9 protein-coding genes and 1 tRNA gene are annotated in these 17,772 nt (G+C 57.8%); 6 read left to right on the plus strand and 4 right to left on the minus strand.

Translation table 11 applies throughout. From position 1 onward, the window contains the following. The first annotated feature begins 137 nt into the window (after positions 1-137). The 3 genes from KSF73_10735 to msrA all read left to right on the plus strand — a co-directional run bounded on the left by KSF73_10735 (position 138) and on the right by msrA (position 9,620). The gene (locus KSF73_10735; GenBank protein ID MBV1776187.1) at positions 138-5,915 is read left to right on the plus strand and encodes an alpha-2-macroglobulin; all 5,778 of its coding nucleotides are present in this window, start codon (positions 138-140) and stop codon (positions 5,913-5,915) included. Next, a complete protein-coding gene (gene pbpC, locus KSF73_10740; GenBank protein MBV1776188.1) occupies positions 5,902-8,184 on the plus strand; it encodes a penicillin-binding protein 1C in 2,283 nt (760 codons plus the stop codon). The genes KSF73_10735 and pbpC overlap by 14 nt, the downstream gene beginning before the upstream one ends. 98 nt (positions 8,185-8,282) lie before the next feature. Continuing rightward, positions 8,283-9,620: a peptide-methionine (S)-S-oxide reductase MsrA gene (gene msrA, locus KSF73_10745; protein ID MBV1776189.1), complete on the plus strand. Its 1,338-nt coding sequence runs from the start codon at positions 8,283-8,285 to the stop codon at positions 9,618-9,620. A 63-nt stretch (positions 9,621-9,683) separates the two neighbouring features. Here the strand turns inward: msrA and KSF73_10750 are convergent, their stop codons facing one another. The 3 genes from KSF73_10750 to KSF73_10760 all read right to left on the minus strand — a co-directional run bounded on the left by KSF73_10750 (position 9,684) and on the right by KSF73_10760 (position 11,830). Then, positions 9,684-10,571, minus strand: a complete 888-nt coding sequence (locus KSF73_10750) for a sterol desaturase family protein (GenBank protein ID MBV1776190.1) — start codon at positions 10,569-10,571, stop codon at positions 9,684-9,686. Positions 10,572-10,655: 84 nt separating this feature from the next. After that, positions 10,656-11,567, minus strand: a complete 912-nt coding sequence (locus tag KSF73_10755; protein MBV1776191.1) for an AraC family transcriptional regulator — start codon at positions 11,565-11,567, stop codon at positions 10,656-10,658. A 173-nt stretch (positions 11,568-11,740) separates the two neighbouring features. Further along, positions 11,741-11,830, minus strand: a tRNA-Ser gene (locus KSF73_10760). 135 nt (positions 11,831-11,965) lie between these two features. Here KSF73_10760 and mltF point away from each other — a divergent pair. Continuing rightward, positions 11,966-13,447 (plus strand): membrane-bound lytic murein transglycosylase MltF, encoded by a 1,482-nt coding sequence (mltF, locus tag KSF73_10765; GenBank protein MBV1776192.1) that lies wholly within the window; start codon positions 11,966-11,968, stop codon positions 13,445-13,447. Between the two features lie 3 nt (positions 13,448-13,450). Here mltF and KSF73_10770 read toward each other — a convergent pair whose 3' ends face one another. After that, a complete protein-coding gene (locus KSF73_10770; protein ID MBV1776193.1) occupies positions 13,451-15,505 on the minus strand; it encodes an ATP-dependent helicase in 2,055 nt (684 codons plus the stop codon). Between the two features lie 97 nt (positions 15,506-15,602). Between KSF73_10770 and KSF73_10775 the strand changes: the two genes are divergently transcribed. Further along, complete coding sequence (locus KSF73_10775; protein MBV1776194.1) at positions 15,603-17,129, plus strand: fumarate hydratase; 1,527 nt, start codon at positions 15,603-15,605, stop codon at positions 17,127-17,129. Between the two features lie 69 nt (positions 17,130-17,198). Then, the gene (locus KSF73_10780; protein MBV1776195.1) at positions 17,199-17,765 is read left to right on the plus strand and encodes a DUF1415 domain-containing protein; all 567 of its coding nucleotides are present in this window, start codon (positions 17,199-17,201) and stop codon (positions 17,763-17,765) included. The last annotated feature ends 7 nt before the right edge of the window (positions 17,766-17,772 follow it).

Below are 17,772 nucleotides of genomic sequence, written 5' to 3' on the forward strand. Positions count from 1 at the left end.
TGAATGATATAAATCAGAGGCGGCGTCCGCGCAGGGATGATTTTTTGAGGGAACACGCATCTGGCAGGAAGGGATATGGTCTATGATCTGACGCGATAGATCGGATAGATAAAGATAGATTGGGAAGAGGAATCGCCATGAATTGCTTCGTCAGGCTGCGCAATTTTTTCTGGCTGTCTGCGCAAGTAGGCACATTGCAGCGACAGAGCATGTCGTACTTGTGTTTGCTCGCCATCGCATCTGCGCCACATGCGGCGCAACTGGAGCGTTTTTCTCCCGCTGGTGATGTCGGCCATGTCGCTCAGGCCAGCGCGCGATTTGATGAAGCAGTTGTGCCACTCGGGGTGCCGGATGCCCCCGCTCCCTATACCTGGACTTGCTCCGGCGCCAGCCAGGGGCATGGGCATTGGGCGGATCAGCTGACCTGGGTTGTCGATTTCGCCCCCAATCTACAATCCGGTGTGAAGTGTACATTTACGCCGTCAGCGGCATTCCGGGCGCTGGATGGCAAAACGCCCAAGCTCACGGCAGTGAGTTTCAATACGGGCATCGAGCTGCGCATCTCCCCCGCCGGTAACGAATGGGAAGAGCTCGATAGCGCCGCTGCTTTTCTGATCAGCAGTACAACGCCTCTCGATTTGCCGAGTGTGGCCAGCCATGCCTGGTGTGCACTGGAGGGCGTGGGCGAGCGTGTTCCCATGGAAGCTATTTCCGGCAAGGATCGCACGGAAATTCTGAGTGCACTGGACAAGACTGCAGAGGCCAAGCAGATTGCCACGTTGCGCTGCAAACGGGCGCTGCCTGAGGGGACACGCATGAGCGTGGTGATTGACCCCGGGGTGAAGTCGACAGCTGGTCTCGTTACCAGCCAGCCAGTCAGAGCAGAATATTTCGTCAAGATGCCGTTTGGAGTGACGGTACATTGCGAGCGAGAAAATGCCCGCGCAGATTGCACGCCCGTCGCGCCGATCACCCTGAATTTCACCGCCAGCGTCAATGCAGATGATGTGAAACGCATCATGCTGATCGGCCCGGATGGCCGCAAGTGGGAGGCAAAACCAAATGATTCGGAATATGAGTATTCGGATCACACGTCCTTGCAGTTTGCCGGCCCGTTTCCGCCAAAGGCAACGCTGAGCCTAAAGCTTCCAGCGCAGATTCGTGACGAGGAGGGGCGGCCGCTGAACAATATCGAGCGACTGGCCAGGGTCACTCTCAAAACCGATGACTATCCACCGCTGCTCAAATTTGCAGCCGATTTCGGGATCATTGAGCGCAAGGGCGGCGGGATGCTGCCTGCCACTTTACGTAATCTCGATCCCTTGGGGGAAAGCAGCCTGCCCACTGCCGACGGTAGTCGGCCCGGTACCAGCGCCAAGGTGCGCATATTGCGTCTGACCCGCGACGAAGAGATCATGGAGTGGATGTACCGCCAGCCACAATTCCTCACTCCCGCGATCGACGATAAGGTGCGGGATGAACGCGAAGGCAGTCTGCTCGTCAAGGAATCGCGTGCACGTACTTTGCTTTTGCCCAAGCCTAATGGCGATCGGCCGATGGAGGTGGTCGGCATCCCGCTGAACGATCCCGGCTATTACGTGGTAGAGGCCGAGTCCCGTCTGCTCGGTCAGCATCTGATCGCGAGTCAGGCGCCGATGTTTGTGCAGACGCGTGCGCTGAATACCAATCTGTCCGTGCATCTTAAACTGTCAGCTGAAAATCAGCTGGTGTGGGTAACCACGCTTGATTCAGCTGCACCCGTGGCAGGTGCGCAGATTGCCATTCGCAATTGCGCCGGGACATTGCTGGAATCCGGCGTCACAGGCAAGGATGGGACACTGCTCATTCCGCGCAGCCTGCCAAAACAGCCCAAATGCGAGCATCGCTATGATGGCTATTTTGTATCGGCGCGCAGCAAAGTGGATGGCGTGGAAGACATCAGCTTTGTGATGTCTTCATGGCAGCAAGGGATCGAGACCTGGCGTTTTGAATTGCCCTGGCGCGGCATGCTTCCCGATGTCATCACCCACACCGTGTTTGACCGGCCGCTGTTCCGCGTAGGCGAAACAGTACACATGCGCCACTACGCACGCCGTCATTCCATTCGCGGACTGGAGGATGCCAGTGCTGCATCGCTGCCCAATCGGGTAGCCATTCAGTTTGAAGGCGATGATCAGTCATTCGAATTTCCGCTCACCTGGAAAAATGGCAGTGCCGATACGGAATGGACTATCCCGCCAGGTGCCAAACTGGGTCGCTACTGGGTGGCTTTCTTATCTTCGAATAACCGTTCGCACCGGATGTATACAGGCGAAGACATGAATTTTGCCTGGCAGGGCCAGTTTCTGGCGGGGGGGAGCTTCCGGGTTGGAGAGTTCCGCCTGCCTGTCCTGAAAGGTGAACTCACTGCAGCTGCACCGGTTATCGCAGGGCCGGACGCCAATGTGGATTTGCGCCTGAGCTATATCGCAGGTGGCGCGGCCTCCGGTGAAAAAGTACGGGTGCGCAGTGAAATCAGGCCCTATTTCATTCAGGCGGCGGGTTTCGAAGCATTTGCCTTCGGTAGCCAGCCACTCACCAGCCCGCAGATTCAAAAGGGCGAATGGAACCCGTCATTCGAAGACACCAAAGTGTTCGATGATCAGCGCGATCTGGCACTAGATAAAAGCGGCAGCCGTCGCGTGATAATCCGCAAGATTCCGCAGCGGCCAGTCCCCGCGCAGGTCTATTCGGAAATGGAGTTCAGTGATCCATCCGGCGAGATTCATGCTGCGGGTGGGACGACGCTGTGGTTTCCCGCGTCGGTGGTGGCAGGCGTGAGTGCCGATGCGTGGGCGCAGGTAAGTGGACCGGTGCGTGTGAAGCTGGCCTCGCTGGATACATCGCTGAAGCCTGTGGCGGCTGACTATTCCGTTCATGCCTGGCAGCGCCGCTATATCGTGCACCGCAAGCGGCTGGTCGGCGGCTTCTATAGCTACGATCAGCAGGTTGTTGTCGCGGACATGGGTGAAGTCTGTAAGGGGCGTACGGGCAGTAATGGGCAGGCTGAGTGCAGCTTTGCTGCCCCTAAAGACATTGAAGATCAGCAAAGTGGCGAAATTATCGTCGAGATGCGGGCACGTGATCCGCAGTCTCGCGTCAGCTATGCCAATACCTCGATTTGGGTGAGCGGCAATGCGGTGTGGTTTGAGCAGGGTGATTCGGATCGCATCGAAGTCGTACCGGAAAAGAAAGCGTACGAACCCGGCGACACAGCGGTGTTTCAGGTGCGCTCGCCATTCCGCGATGCAACCGCGCTGGTAAGTGTGGAGCGGGAAGGGGTGATTGATCATTTCGTCACCCGGATCAGCAGTGATAATCCCACGATCAAAGTACCCGTCAAAGCCGTTTACGGGCCGAACGTGTATGTGTCTGCACTGCTGGTGCGGGGGCGCGTGGGGGATGTGCAGCCCACGGCAATGGTGGATCTGGGCAAGCCAGCTTACCGTTTGGGGATCGGGTCAATCGACGTGGGGCATAGCGCTTATACGCTTCAGGTGAATGTGAAGCCCGAGCGAAATGTATACAAAACGCGGGAGCAGGTGAGCGCACGGATTCAGGTGCGCCGGCCCGATGGTCAGCCAGCGAGTCATGGTGAATTTGTACTGGCTGCCGTCGATGAGGCGCTGCTGGAGCTGGCCCGAAACGACTCCTGGCAAATCCTGCCCCGGATGATGCTCCGGCGCGGCTATGGCGTAGAAACGGCTACTGCGCAGGCACTGGTCATCGGTAAACGCCACTTTGGCTTGAAGGCGCTGCCCGCTGGTGGCGGTGGTGGCAAACAGGCGACGCGCGAACTCTTCGATACGCTGATCAAATGGAATGCCCGCGTGACGCTGGACCAGAATGGCGAAGCCACTGTGAATTTTCCGCTCAACGATGCGCTGACCAGCATTCGTATTGTTGCTGTGGCCACCGAAGGCCCGGCCCTGTTTGGTACGGGGTGGGCGCGTATCCGTACGACCAAGGATGTACAGATTTTTTCGGGGTTGCCACAGGTGGTGCGCGATGCGGATCAGTTCCGCGCTGGCTTTACCGTCCGCAATATGTCTGGCGGCAAAGACCGCCTGACCCTGACGGCGACTGCCACCCTCATTGCCTCAGGCAAGCGGACGCCAGTGTCAGGGATGACGCCGCAAACCATAGAGCTGGATGCTGGTGCCGGTCGCGAGCTGGCCTGGAATATCACTGTTCCGGCCGGGGTGAATGCCATCGAATGGGTCGTCAGTGCCGCTGGCACCCGAGGCGATCAGGATGCCCTGAAAACGATCCAGACCGTGATGCCATCCTACAAGGTACAGACATATGGCGCGACGCTGGAGCAGGTAAAAGGCAATGTCACGGTGCCGGTCAAGCTGACCGCCGATGCAGTGCCGGGCAGGGGCAGCGTGGAAGTGTTCCTGAAATCACGCCTGGGTGTCAGTAGCGATACGGTGCGCGAGTATATGGAAAACTATGCCTATAGCTGTCTCGAGCAACGGGTATCCAAGTCCATTGCAACTTCAAGTCGCGCACGGTGGGACGACACCATGAAGCGGCTACCGACCTATCTCGATCGCTCGGGGCTGGTGTCCTACTACCCGAATCCGGGCAAAACCAACCGGCCCTCGGTGGCATTAACGGCCTATCTACTGTCTATTGCACATGAATCCGGCTATGTGATTCCGGATGCCGAGCGTATGCAGATGTTGGCAGGTCTCGCGGGCTACATCGAAGGCACTGTCACTGAAAATCCTGAAGTGCACTGGCCGCGCGGGAATGATCTACCCATGCGACGACTGGCAGCACTTGAGGCACTGGCGCGCCATGGCGAGGCGACACCTGCCCGTCTGGCAACCGTAGCAGTTGATCCGGCTCACTGGCCCATGCATGCGCTGATTGACTGGCTCGGCATCATTAAGTACTCACCCGCCATGCCGGGCAGGGACAAGCGCTGGGCAGAAGCGGAAAACATCCTGCGTGCCCGCCTGATTACTTCCGGTACCACCACACAATTCGCCAATGAAGCGGCTGATTACTGGTGGTGGGTGATGAGTTCACCCGATGCCAATGCAGCACGCGCGATCAATCTGATGATGGATCGTCCGGCTTGGGCACGCGATATGCCGAAGCTGGTGCGTGGTGTGGTGGCGCGTCAGCATGAAGGCCACTGGAGTACGACGCCCGCCAATGTGTGGGGCGGCCTGATGCTGAACAAATTTGCGCGTACATTTGAAAAGGAACCTGTTCGCGGCACCACGCAGATTATTCTGAGCGGCAGCGCAACGCCCGCCCAGACACAGGATTGGGGGACGGCGTCTGTCGATACGAAATCCGTCAATGATCCGGGTAAGTCCTTCAGCTTTGCCTGGCCGGCCGGTGGCGCAGGCAACGTCACGCTGGCGCATCAGGGCAGTGGCGCCCCCTGGGCCACCATCCGGACGCGCTCGGCCCGTCTGCTCGCCAAACCATTATTTGCCGGTTTTACTGGCAAAAAGACGCTTACCGTAGTTGAACAGAAGCGGCCGGGACAATGGACGCGCGGTGATCTGGTACGTGTAGACATCGAGGTGTCGGCACCCGGCTCGTGGACATCGGTTGTGGTCAATGATCCGGTGCCTGCGGGCGCGGTGATCCTGGGGGGGGGACTGGGCGGTGAAAGCCAGATCACTCAGGAAAAAGCAAAGGGTGTAGCGAGTTGGGCGAGTTACGAAGAGCGGGCATTTGATGCCTATCGTGCCTACTTTGGCTACTTTGGCAGTCAAGCCCACGTGAGCTACGTGATGCGTCTGAACAATGCAGGGGATTTCAAGCTGCCGCCTACCCGCATCGAGGCCATGTACGCACCGGAGAATTTTGCCGAGCTACCCAACGGGGATTGGCATGTGGTTCAGTAAGCGTGGCTGGCAAGTATCGCTGCTCGCTCTGACCGTTTCGTTCGCCTATCCGGCTCACGCAAACGTGCCGGGAGTCGCACAAGTGCGGGCTGCCTATCTGCCCAGTGACTGGGTGATCACTGATCGCAACGGCATGCCCTTGCAGACCGTGCGCCACGATATGCAGGTGCGGCGGTTGGCATGGCTTACCCTGGACGAGGTTTCGCCCGCACTGCAAACCGCACTCATCACTGCAGAAGACAGCCGATTCTGGTCACATGATGGGGTCGATTGGGCGGCCATGATGAAGGCTGCTTGGTCGAATCTGCGCGGGAACAACCAGGCTGTACGCGGCGCATCGACGCTTACCATGCAACTTGCAGGTTTGCTCGATCCGGCGCTACAGCCCGGCAAAGGTGTCCGGCGCACCTGGGGGCAAAAGTGGGATCAGGCGCTGGCGGCACGTGACATCGAAAAACAGTGGGCCAAGCGCGAGATACTGGAAGCGTATCTCAATTTGCTGCCTCTGCGCGGTGAAACAGTGGGGATACGCGCTGCCAGCCAGACCCTGTTTGGCAAAGCGCCTGCCGGTCTTAACTGGACAGAGGCCGTTATACTGGCAGCGCTGATACGTCAGCCACAGGCATCGGCGGAGACGGTAGCGGATCGTGCGTGTGCCATCGCGGCTGCGATACCTGAGGATTCACTCGGTGCAGTGCTTCGGCCCGAGTGCTGGCAAATCAAGGCTACGGTCAAGCTGGGGCTGGGTGGTGATTCTGCCATGCCACGATTCCAGCTCAATCAGGCACCGCATATTGCACGTCAGGTCATGGCCGGATGGGGCGAGCGACCCGCACCCGCGCCGCGCGTGCCGGGTGGCATGCCTGAAATCCGTACGACGCTGGATGCACGCCTGCAAGGCGTTGCCGAGGAGAGCCTGAAAGCGCATTTGCGCGCCTTGCGTCATCAGAATGTACAAGATGGCGCGGTGCTGGTACTCGATAACCGGACGGGTGAGGTGCTGGTCTGGATCGGGTCGAATGCCGATAGCTCTGCCGCTGCTGATGTCGATGGTGTGCTGGCTGCCCGTCAGGCAGGTTCGACGCTCAAGCCTTTTCTGTACGCGCTGGCGCTGGAAAAACGGAAGCTGACGGCAGCCTCGTTGCTGCATGATTCATCCCTGGCACTGACAGCCGCCAACGGCGCATATATTCCGCAGAACTATGATCGCCAGTTCAAAGGCTGGGTGAGCGCGCGTACCGCACTGGCATCCAGCCTGAACATTCCGGCGGTCCGCACTATTCTGCTGACAGGCGTCGACTCGTTTTATGCCCGCCTCAAGGTGCTTGGCTTCACCACGCTCGATTTTCCGGCAGATCACTACGGCTTCGGGCTGGCGCTGGGTGATGCCGATGTCCGCCTACTGGATCTGACGAATGCCTATCGCGCGCTGGCCAATGGTGGCACTGCTTCATCGCTTGCACCCATTCTGTTCACCACAGCTTCCAATACGACACCGACCACCCGCATTAAGCCGGCGCAGGCCTTTTCACGGGAGAGCAGCTTTATTGTGGCGGATATGCTGTCCGATCGCGGTGCCCGTGCCCCTACATTCGATCTGGAAAACACGCTGGCCACGCGCGTCTGGTCTGCAGTGAAAACAGGCACCAGCAAGGATATGAGAGACAACTGGTGCATTGGCTTTACTTCGCGCTACACCATCGGTGTATGGGTGGGTAATTTTTCGGGCGAGCCGATGTGGAATGTATCGGGTATGCATGGTGCTGCGCCCGTCTGGCACGATATGGTTCATGCGCTGCACAGTGAAACGATGCACGATGTCCGACCAGTTGCACCGGCAGGATTGGTGAGTAGAAAGGTCGATTATCCGGGTGGCGAAGAAGCATCCCATCAGGAGTGGTTTATTCGCGGGACTGAATTGAGCCGGATTGTTCGCGCGGATGCGGGCGGTACCGAGATGCTTGTGTCTGCCCGGCCGCGCATTCGTTATCCGGCAGATGGGTTGGTAATTGCATTGGATCCGGATATCCCGGCCGCCAGCGAAGGCATTCTGCTTCAGGCTGACGGCGAGATGACCGGCATGCACTGGCTGCTGGAACGAAAAGGGGATGCTCCTTGTCGAAATAAATTGCATCCCGGCGAAGTCTGGTCGCCCCAGCCGGGGCGCTGGACAGTGCGTTTGCAGGATGAACAAGGCCGCGAGATGGATCGCGCCGTGCATATAAGCGTAAGAGGCAACGCACGGCATCCGCGTGCATGTGATCTTTAATGAACCGATTCTTGCATTCCTGATCCTGATTGCCGTCAGATTTGCCGCACCTGTACGACTAATGAGTACTTTTTGAGTATGACGAGAGGTACAGCATCATGTTTCGATCTTTCCTGCAAAGGTGCTCGCTTAGCCTGTTTGCCGCCTGTAGTCTGGTGCATGCAGGGAGCGGGACCAGCCAGTCGCCAGTCGTATCTTCGCCCCAGCAAGAATCAGTCGTGCTGGGGATGGGATGTTTCTGGGGTGCTGAAAAACGAATGGGCGCATTGCCCGGTGTGATCGCCATCGAAAGCGGATACGCAAATGGCAGCGTGGCTGGTAAATACGAGGCGATTCACGATCAGGAAATGGCCCGTCGAGCAGGGCGCAGTAATCTGCCCAATCATGCGGAAGTGGTGAAGGTGACCTTCGACACCCGCAAAACCGATCTGAAGACCGTGCTGATGCGTTTCTGGGAAAATCACGATCCGACCCAGGGCGATCGCCAGGGCAATGATGTCGGCAGCAATTATCGCAGCGCCATTTACACCCTGCAGGACAGCCAGCAGGCGATTGCGATTCAGACACGGGATGCATATCAGAAGGCGCTGACTGCAGCAGGGTACGGCAAGATTACGACCGATATTGCGCCGCTCAAGACTTACTTTACAGCAGAAGCCTATCACCAGCGCTATCTGCAGAAGAATCCGGATGGATACTGTGGTTTGGGTGGGACGGGTGTCAAATATCCGCAGGCGCAAGTAGCTGCAGCCGATGCCAGTGTGGTTAAACCTGCTGCAGGTGATGCCTTGCCGCTGGACGTTAAAAAGCTGAATGCCCAACGACAGTTGATCGTATTCGAAGGAAAGGATTGTGCATTCTGTGCACGATTCAAAACCGACATTCTCGATCACTGGCGCTCTCCGGTCCCGATTGTCCGGACGCTTGTCCCGCGTGCGCCCGAAAGCTGGTCTCTGGAAAAGCCGCTATTCGCAACACCCACCATTGTGCTATTCGAGCGAGGCAAGGAAGTATCCCGCTTTACAGGCTACAACGGTGATGCGCCGCGTTTCTGGAAGTGGCTGGGGTTCTATTTGCTGACACCCAAGCAGCGGCAGATCGCGTTCGATAAAGGAACCGAGTTTCCGTTTACGGGCTCGAATCTGGACGAAAAACGACCCGGTACCTTTGTCGATCCAGTGACGGGTGTGGCACTTTTTCGAACCGATACCAAATTTGATAGCGGCACGGGCTGGCCCAGCTTTTTCACCCCGCTATCCGGATCCGTTATCCTGCGTGAGGATCGTAGTGATGGGATGAAGCGGACCGAGGTGATCAGCGCCAGTTCTGGCATTCATCTGGGGCATGTGTTTGACGATGGCCCACCTCCGACCGGTAAGCGTTATTGCATCAATGGCAATGTGCTGAAGTTTGTGCCGGATGCTGACAAGAAATAGTCATTCAAGCGCCTATCTCCTGTGCTGGCGCCCGGCTTCATGGGAGGTTAAGGCTTGATGCGACTATGGCTCAGCCTGACGGTCGCTGTTCGGGTGCTGCCGCCATGGCAGTACAAGGCAGGCTAGAAAGCGGTTGCTACTCGGGTAGCGGGTGTTGTCAGCAACGCCTAAGCCGCTTGGTAGCTGTCCGCGATCATACGAGAAGCTGCCCAATAGCAGATCCCAGAACGAGATGACAGCACCGTAATTGCCGGCCTCGTGCAATGTGTTGCTGTGATGGCGACGGTGCAGCTCGGTACCGATTAGCAGATAGTTCAGCGGACCCACGCGAATGTCGACATTCAAGTGCGAAAACAATCCCTGAATGCCCACGATCAGGTTGAATACAAAGAGCGCTTCGCGGCTGATGCCGAGGCAGAAAGATGGAACCAAACCGATCGCTGCCACGATCAGCATATTGAGCGGATGCATCACCGGGTGCATCAGAAAATAAACGCGTTTTGGCAGGTGATGAACCGCGTGCATGCGCCACATAAACTGGCCGAGCCGCCCGCGTCCTTCGTGGCAATAGCGATGGATGGCGTACTGCAGGCCGTCGTACACCAGTAGTGCGATCACAATCTGCAGGACAAGCGGTAGCGAGGCCAGCCCGGCGGCTGCAGCAGGGGCGGTGCCGATGGCCAGCCAGGCCGTCAGAAATTTAACGGTCTGCATGACGGCGCCACCTGCCACCATATATTTCAAATCACGCACGAAGCTAATCCAGGTCATGCCCCACTGAGGCTGGCACGGCCAGATGAATTCGGTGGCAATAAATACCGCAAAGCGGACCGCAGTAAACACGGTAAAGGCCCGTTGCGGGTCGGCTTGACCAGTAAAACTCAGCCAGGCAAAGCAAGCCGTCAGCGTAACAATCAGGGGATAAAAGCCATAGGTAATCCCAGAACGCATTGCGCTTACTCCATCGGGGGAATGAGTCGATCTTAGTGATTCCCCATTTGCGAGGCTTTGCATTACTTGCTATTGCCGGCAGACTTACAGGACGGGTTCGCCTTTGCGTCTGACCTTGAAAAATAGCACTCGTGTGCAATCGGCGTAATGCCACGCGCCGCTCTGAGACGGGCTTAGCCGCTCAAAAAACAGGGTAGATGCGAGTGCGTATTCAGATGGCAGCAGTACCGTATCATGAAAAGCAAAAACAGCGTTTCCCTGGTCCACGGTCGGGCCAGTAAATACCATGCGCACATAGTCTCCGCCGGGGAGAGTCAGTACATCCTGTTCGCACTCATCGCCGGTGTCAGACGTCCATGCCAGAAAATATCGACAGTCAGACGGTGGCACATGAAATGGCGCGTCGGCGAAGATGCCAATGATTGCCTCGTCAGGCGGGTAGTTTTTGCTGGCCATACTGCACAGCGCCTCGGAGATGACTGCATCGTCCAGTAAATGTCTGGTCACACGAAGATGACGGGTTGGCATCCGGTAAAGCTGAAGGGGGGAGGACGGATAGGTCGATTTTGCTGGGTGGTGACGAATGAGACTATTTCGAACATCGCTTGGTGTCTGCCCGAACACCTGCCTGTAGGCACGGGAAAAACAGGCTGCGGAACTGAAGCCGCTTTCTAGCGCAATACTTAGGAGGGAGGCATCTGGCAAGGCGGCGAGTAAATGATCGGCATGCAATACCCGGACCCGCCGCAAATAGGCCATGGGGGTGTCGCCCATAGCAGCCAGAAAAAGCCGATGAAAATGATAGGGTGACAACCCGGCCGAGAGGGCAAGGCTATTTAGCGATAGCGGTTCACGGAAATGCCGGGTGATTTCCAGCAATGCCCGCTCAATACGCGGGTCGACGGGATTGCCGGACGACGAGTGAGCTGGGGGTAAACACGATGCAGCCTCCAGTGTCTGCTCGCTAGAGGCATTCTGTACTGGTGTAGACATCATCTGCAGGGTGTCGCCTCATGGATGATTGCATGAAGGAGTAGAAGGATACACAGAAGAATACACGCAACCGCAGGCAGTATCGGCCTGCCTGCGGCGCTCAGTGTGCCGGATGCTGAAAAGAATTAAGCAAAAGACAAAGGGCCTGCAATTGCTTGCAGGCCCTTTTCTGTATCTGGCGGAGAGGGAGGGATTCGAACCCTCGGTGAACTTGCGCCCACGCCTGATTTCGAGTCAGGTACATTCGACCACTCTGCCACCTCTCCGGGAGCCGCGCATTATCAAGGTGCGGGCCACCGTTTGTCAATACGCCAAGCATGAATTTTTTGGAGTCTCGCCATGTCACATGGCAGAATGTGAGGCTAATCAACGAGTAAGGGGTCATTTTGGCGACAGGGCAGATGCTAAACTGGTGCAAACGAATCGCATGTCTGGCCGCATCCATGCTGGTGCTGGCGGGGTGTGATCGCGTCACGCAAGCGCCGGCCAAGCCTGCAGAAAAGCGACTGGCCATGCCGAGTAAGGATCAGGACTTGGTGGTTCTGATTCGCAATGGGGCAACCAGTTTCTTTGTTGATGCCGAGTCCAAATATGCTGGCCCCGAGTACGATCTGGTCCGCCAGTTTGCCGAGGCGCAAGGCTGGCATATTAAACTGGTTGTGACCCCTAATCAGGCCGAAATGGTGCAGCGTCTTGCACGCGGTGAAGCACACATGGCGGTGGGGATGACCCGGCGTGGGGACGCGGGCATGCATGTCAGCCAGGAATATGCGCGCATGCAACCCGTCGTGGTGGTGCGCGATGATGCGGAGGCTCCGGCACGCCTGACGGATCTGGAAGACAAAATCTGGGTTTCGCCTGCGGTTGAGCCGGCCATGTCCACCTTGCAGGCCAAAGCACCCAAGGCGCGCTTTATTGTCGATAATGATTATGACGATGAGGCGTTGATTGAACGGGTTGCCTCGGGTTTGATTGACTATGCGGTGGTAGATCAGCGTGCTGCCGACGCGGCACAAAATTTCTATCCTGACGTGGCAATCGCGTTTATGGTTGGTCAACCGCTCAATGCAGCCTGGATGTGGGCGGACGCAAGCGATACAACCCTCGGGCCGCTGGTAGACGCGCACCTGAGTAAAATCCGTAAGAGTGGCGCTCTCAGCAAACTCTTCGACCGCTATTACGGCTATTCCTTGCGGCTGGAAACGGCCGATGCGTCCGAATTCCTCACCCAGCGGATTACCACGCTGCCCAAACTGAAAAAGTATTTTGTCGAAGCCGAGGCGTCCTATGGGATCGACTGGCGATTGCTGGCAGCGTTAGCCTATCAGGAATCGCACTGGGACAAGCATGCCACCTCGCCCTATGGCGTGCGCGGCATCATGATGCTGACCAACGATACCGCCAACCGTATGGGGGTTCATGATCGCCTCGACCCGCGTCAGAGCATCCTCGGCGGCGCCAAATATCTCTCGATGCTGAAGTCCAGTCTGTCTGACAAGATTGTCGAGCCGGATCGCACCTGGTTTACGCTGGCAGCGTATAACATCGGCACGGCGCACCTTGAAGATGCCCGTGTGCTGGCGCAAAAGCAGAAAAAGAATCCCAGCCTGTGGGAAGATGTGAAGCAGGTGCTGCCACTACTGCGCGAACCCGAGCATTACGAAAATCTCAAATTTGGCTTTGCGCGTGGAGGCGAGGCAGTGGTGTTCGTGGAGAATCTGCGTAGCTACTACGATATTCTGGTGCGCTTCGAGGCACCCGTGAAACCTATCTTCCCGCCGTTTGACGACAAAGTCACCGTCGCCAATCCGGCTGGGCTCAAGCTGGGTATTGATGCGTCGGGACGCAAGCCGCAGCCTGCGTCTGCTACCCCGCAAAAGTAGCGCTTAAGCCCGCTTATCCTCGTGTGCGGCGCGCAGCTGCAATTCATACAGGAATGCGCTGGCCTGATGATCGGCTGGCGGTGCAGTGTAGGTGGTCTTGCGATTGGCCGCCTTTAGTGCAGCATCTTCCGGTGCGATCAGAATCAGACGCTTCACGGCTCGCGTTGCACCCACATAGAAGAGACGCCGTTCATTGCTCGCATGCTGCCGCGCTTCTACCCAGCGGCGACGGTAGGGCAGGGGCAAGCGATCTCTCGATAAGCCACCCAGCATCACCACCGGCCATTCGTGCCCCTTGGCTTGTGCAAAACTGCCCAGAAACACGGCATCCTCGCGTTTGCTGTACTGATAACGCTGATTGATCTGCTCGATAGCGGTTAATGCGTGTGCCACCGTCATCGCTTCACGGGCAAACCATTCAATCAACCGGTGATGCGTGCGCAGTCGTTCCTCGAGCCGTTCACGGTCCAGCCACCGCAGGCGTGCGTGGCTTTCGATGGCTAGTTTACTCAGGATATCGGTCAGGGCATCTGCTGCGGGCATCTCGCTGTCGATGCCGATCAGCCACTTGCCATGTTCGCTCAGCAAGCGCGCCTGTCGTGCAATCGGGCTATTGCGTCCGCTCCGTTCGATCAGGCTGGCCGCGTGGCGTGACAGCACGTCGAACTCGCCCAGCTCTTCGGGAAAGTCACACAGGCGCCAGATGTCACCACTATCCAGTACCTGTTCGTGACCGGGCAGGATCAGATCGAGCGCGGCCTGAATGCAGGTGTGACGACGCGGACGAGGCAGGCTGGACAACCGGTTGCCGCCGAGAGCCAGCAAGCCCATCAGCGCATTGCTTTCTTCGCGCTCGCCAATCGGTGCACCGCCCAGCAGTCGATAAGGTAATCCGGCGGCGATCAGGGCCAGTTCGGTTGTGACGCGATCTGCGCCATCGCGGAACAGAATGGCGATGTCTTTGAGTGCGCGATCACGGCCAGTTTCGCGTTTCACCTGTTTTACGATCTGCGCAGCTTCATCAGCCTGATCGGCGCTGTAAATGCGGTCGATGGAAGTATCGCGCTGACTAAGTGACTGGCATTCGGTAAAGGGCGGTTCGGCTGAGCGCGTCATAAATCGCCGCATGGCGCCTGCCAGTTTGCTGCCAAAGCGGAATGAACCGGATAGACTCATACTGCGCACGCGCGGAAACAGCGTGGCGAACTCTTCGCGCATCAGGCGCGGCTCCGAGCCGTGCTCCAGCTGGATACACTGGCTCTCATCCCCGGCCGCCAGCACAATGGCGCGTGGCCCGGCCACCAGACGAATCAGCTGCAGTTGCGCCCGGCTGAGATCATTCACCTCGTCGATCACAACATATTCCGCACCGAGAAAGGCCAGTCGCCGCGACTCCGGCTCGCGGACAAAGGTCTGTAGCGGCTCGTGAATCTGGTCGGCAAAAGTAATCCAGCCGCGATGGCGGCGGATACGTTCGAAATGCCGGTACACCGCCAGCACGCGCGGCTCCACCCCCAGTTGCTCTGCCAGCCATTCGTCGTCGCCGTAGCTATCGACATGATCCTGCCGCGCCAACTCGCGCTTGGCTTTGATCAGATCGATCAGGTAGAGCAGGGTGTCGGCATTATCGGTATTGAGGGCAAACGCATCGTCATCGGTATCCTGTGCTGCAGCGGCCATGGCTTCGAACATCAGTTCGCGCAGCTGCTCGCCATGTTCGTGGCGAGTCACCAGCGTGGCACCTTCCTGCAGCCAGCCGTGGTCCACCAGTCGTTCATAGAGGCGCATCCCCAGCGCATGCACGGTCACCACCTGCGGCATCGCACCCGATCCTTTTACCGAGTCCAGCAGTTGATTCAGCCGCCTGCGTCCGGGCTGGCTGTGCGTGAGCACCAGCATGCGATTGGGCTCGATGCCATCGCGTAACCGCTGCAGGATGGCATGCGCGAGCGTGGTGCTCTTGCCCGAGCCTGCGGTGGCAAAGACCAGCTGGGAGCGTTGTGATTCAGCGATGATGTCGCGTTGTTCGTGCGTCAGGTGGGTAGGGGAGATCAGCATGGGCGAAAGTGTACGCGATCAGCTACCGGCATGCTCGGATGTTGCGCTGCGATCTGATAAGATTGAGTGTTGCCCCGACAAACCGGAGTTAAGCCCCATGACTGTCATCCGTCAGCAGGATTTCATCGACAGCATTGCCGATGCCTTCCAGTTCATCAGTTATTACCATCCCAAAGACTTCATCGACGCCGTTTATGCCGCGTACCAGCGTGAGGAAAGCCCCGCTGCCCGCGATGCGATGGCGCAGATTCTGATCAATTCGCGCATGTGTGCCGAAGGTCGTCGCCCGATCTGTCAGGACACCGGTATCGCCGTCGTGTTCATTAAGGTGGGCATGAACGTTCAGTGGGATGCCACTTTGAGCGTGCAGGAGATGATCAACGAAGGCGTACGCCGCGCCTACAACCATCCGGATAACAAGCTGCGCGCCTCAGTGCTGCTCGATCCGGCTGGTGGCCGCAAGAATTCGAAGGACAACACGCCTGCCGTGGTTCACTACGAAATCGTGGCCGGTGATAAGGTCGAAGTGACCTGCGCAGCCAAGGGCGGCGGTTCGGAAAACAAGTCCAAGTTCGCTGCACTGAATCCGTCCGATTCTCTGGTCGACTGGATCATCAAGACAGTCCCGACCATGGGTGCAGGCTGGTGTCCGCCCGGTATTCTTGGTGTGGGCATTGGCGGCACACCGGAAAAGGCGATGCTGCTGGCCAAGGAATCGCTGATGTCGCATATCGACATTCAGGATCTGAAAGACAAGGCCGCCAGCGGTGCCGAGCTCTCCACCGTGGAAAAGCTGCGTCTGGAGCTGTTTGAAAAGGTGAATGCACTCGGTATCGGCGCACAGGGTCTGGGCGGTCTGACCACCGTGCTGGATGTGAAGATTCTCGATTACCCGACCCATGCAGCCAGCCTGCCGGTCGCCATCATTCCGAATTGCGCCGCCACCCGCCACGTGCATTTCGAGCTGGATGGCTCGGGCCCGGCCAAGCTGGATGCCCCGTCGCTGGACGACTGGCCGAAGCTGGAATACGACATGAGCGGCGGCAAGCGCGTCAACCTCGATGCGATTACCCGCGAAGAAGTCGCTAGCTGGAAGCCGGGTGATGTACTGCTCTTGAACGGCAAGATCCTCACCGGTCGCGATGCCGCACACAAGCGCATGACCGACATGCTCAACAAGGGCGAAAAGCTGCCGGTGGATTTCACCAACCGTTTCATTTACTACGTCGGCCCGGTTGATCCGGTGCGTGACGAAGTAGTGGGCCCGGCAGGTCCTACGACCGCCACCCGTATGGACAAGTTCACCCGCCAGATGCTGGAAGAAACCGGTCTGCTGGGCATGATCGGCAAATCCGAACGTGGCCCGGCTGCCATCGATGCCATTCGCGACAACAAGGCTGTTTATCTGATGGCCGTGGGTGGTTCAGCTTACCTTGTCTCCAAGGCGATCAAGGCCAGCCGCGTCATGGCCTTCGAAGACCTCGGCATGGAAGCCATTTACGAGTTCGAAGTGAAAGATATGCCGGTGACCGTGGCCGTGGATTCCACCGGGATCAGCGTGCACAACACTGGCCCTGCTGAATGGCAGGCCAAAATCGGCAAGATTCCGGTTGCGGTGAAGTAAGCGACACTGTCATCATTTCATTTGAACAGGCCCGCATCTGCGGGCTTGTTGCTATCCATAAGGCATACCATGACTCACGACGACATTATCTCCGCGACCCGTATCTGGCTTGAGAAGGCTGTGATTGGATTGAACCTGTGCCCCTTCGCCAAGGCGGTCTATGTCAAAAATCAGGTCCGTATCGTGGTCAGCGAAGCGCGACATCTCGATGCACTGCTGGAATTGCTCGACGACGAATTACTGTATCTAGCCAATGTCGATCCCGAGCAGACCGATACCACGCTGATCGTGATCCCTGACTTGCTGCCGGACTTTATCGACTTCAATGATTTTGTCGGTCTGGCCGAAGATGCGGTGGCAGATAACGGGTTGGAAGGCGTGCTGCAGATTGCCAATTTCCATCCGCAATTCCAGTTTGCCGATACCCAGCCGGACGATATTTCCAACTACACCAATCGTGCACCGTTCCCGACGCTGCATCTGATCCGTGAAAGCAGTATCGATCGTGCCGTGGCTGCCTTTCCTGAAGCCGAGGAAATCTTTGATCGCAATATCGCCCTGATGAACGAAATGGGCATTGACGGCTGGAATGCGCTGGGGATTCCGGGGCTGGACGGTAAGCAGAGCAAGGCGTAATACAGTG

The organism is Burkholderiaceae bacterium DAT-1, from assembly GCA_019084025.1.
Classification (GTDB): Bacteria; Pseudomonadota; Gammaproteobacteria; order Burkholderiales; family Chitinimonadaceae; genus DAT-1.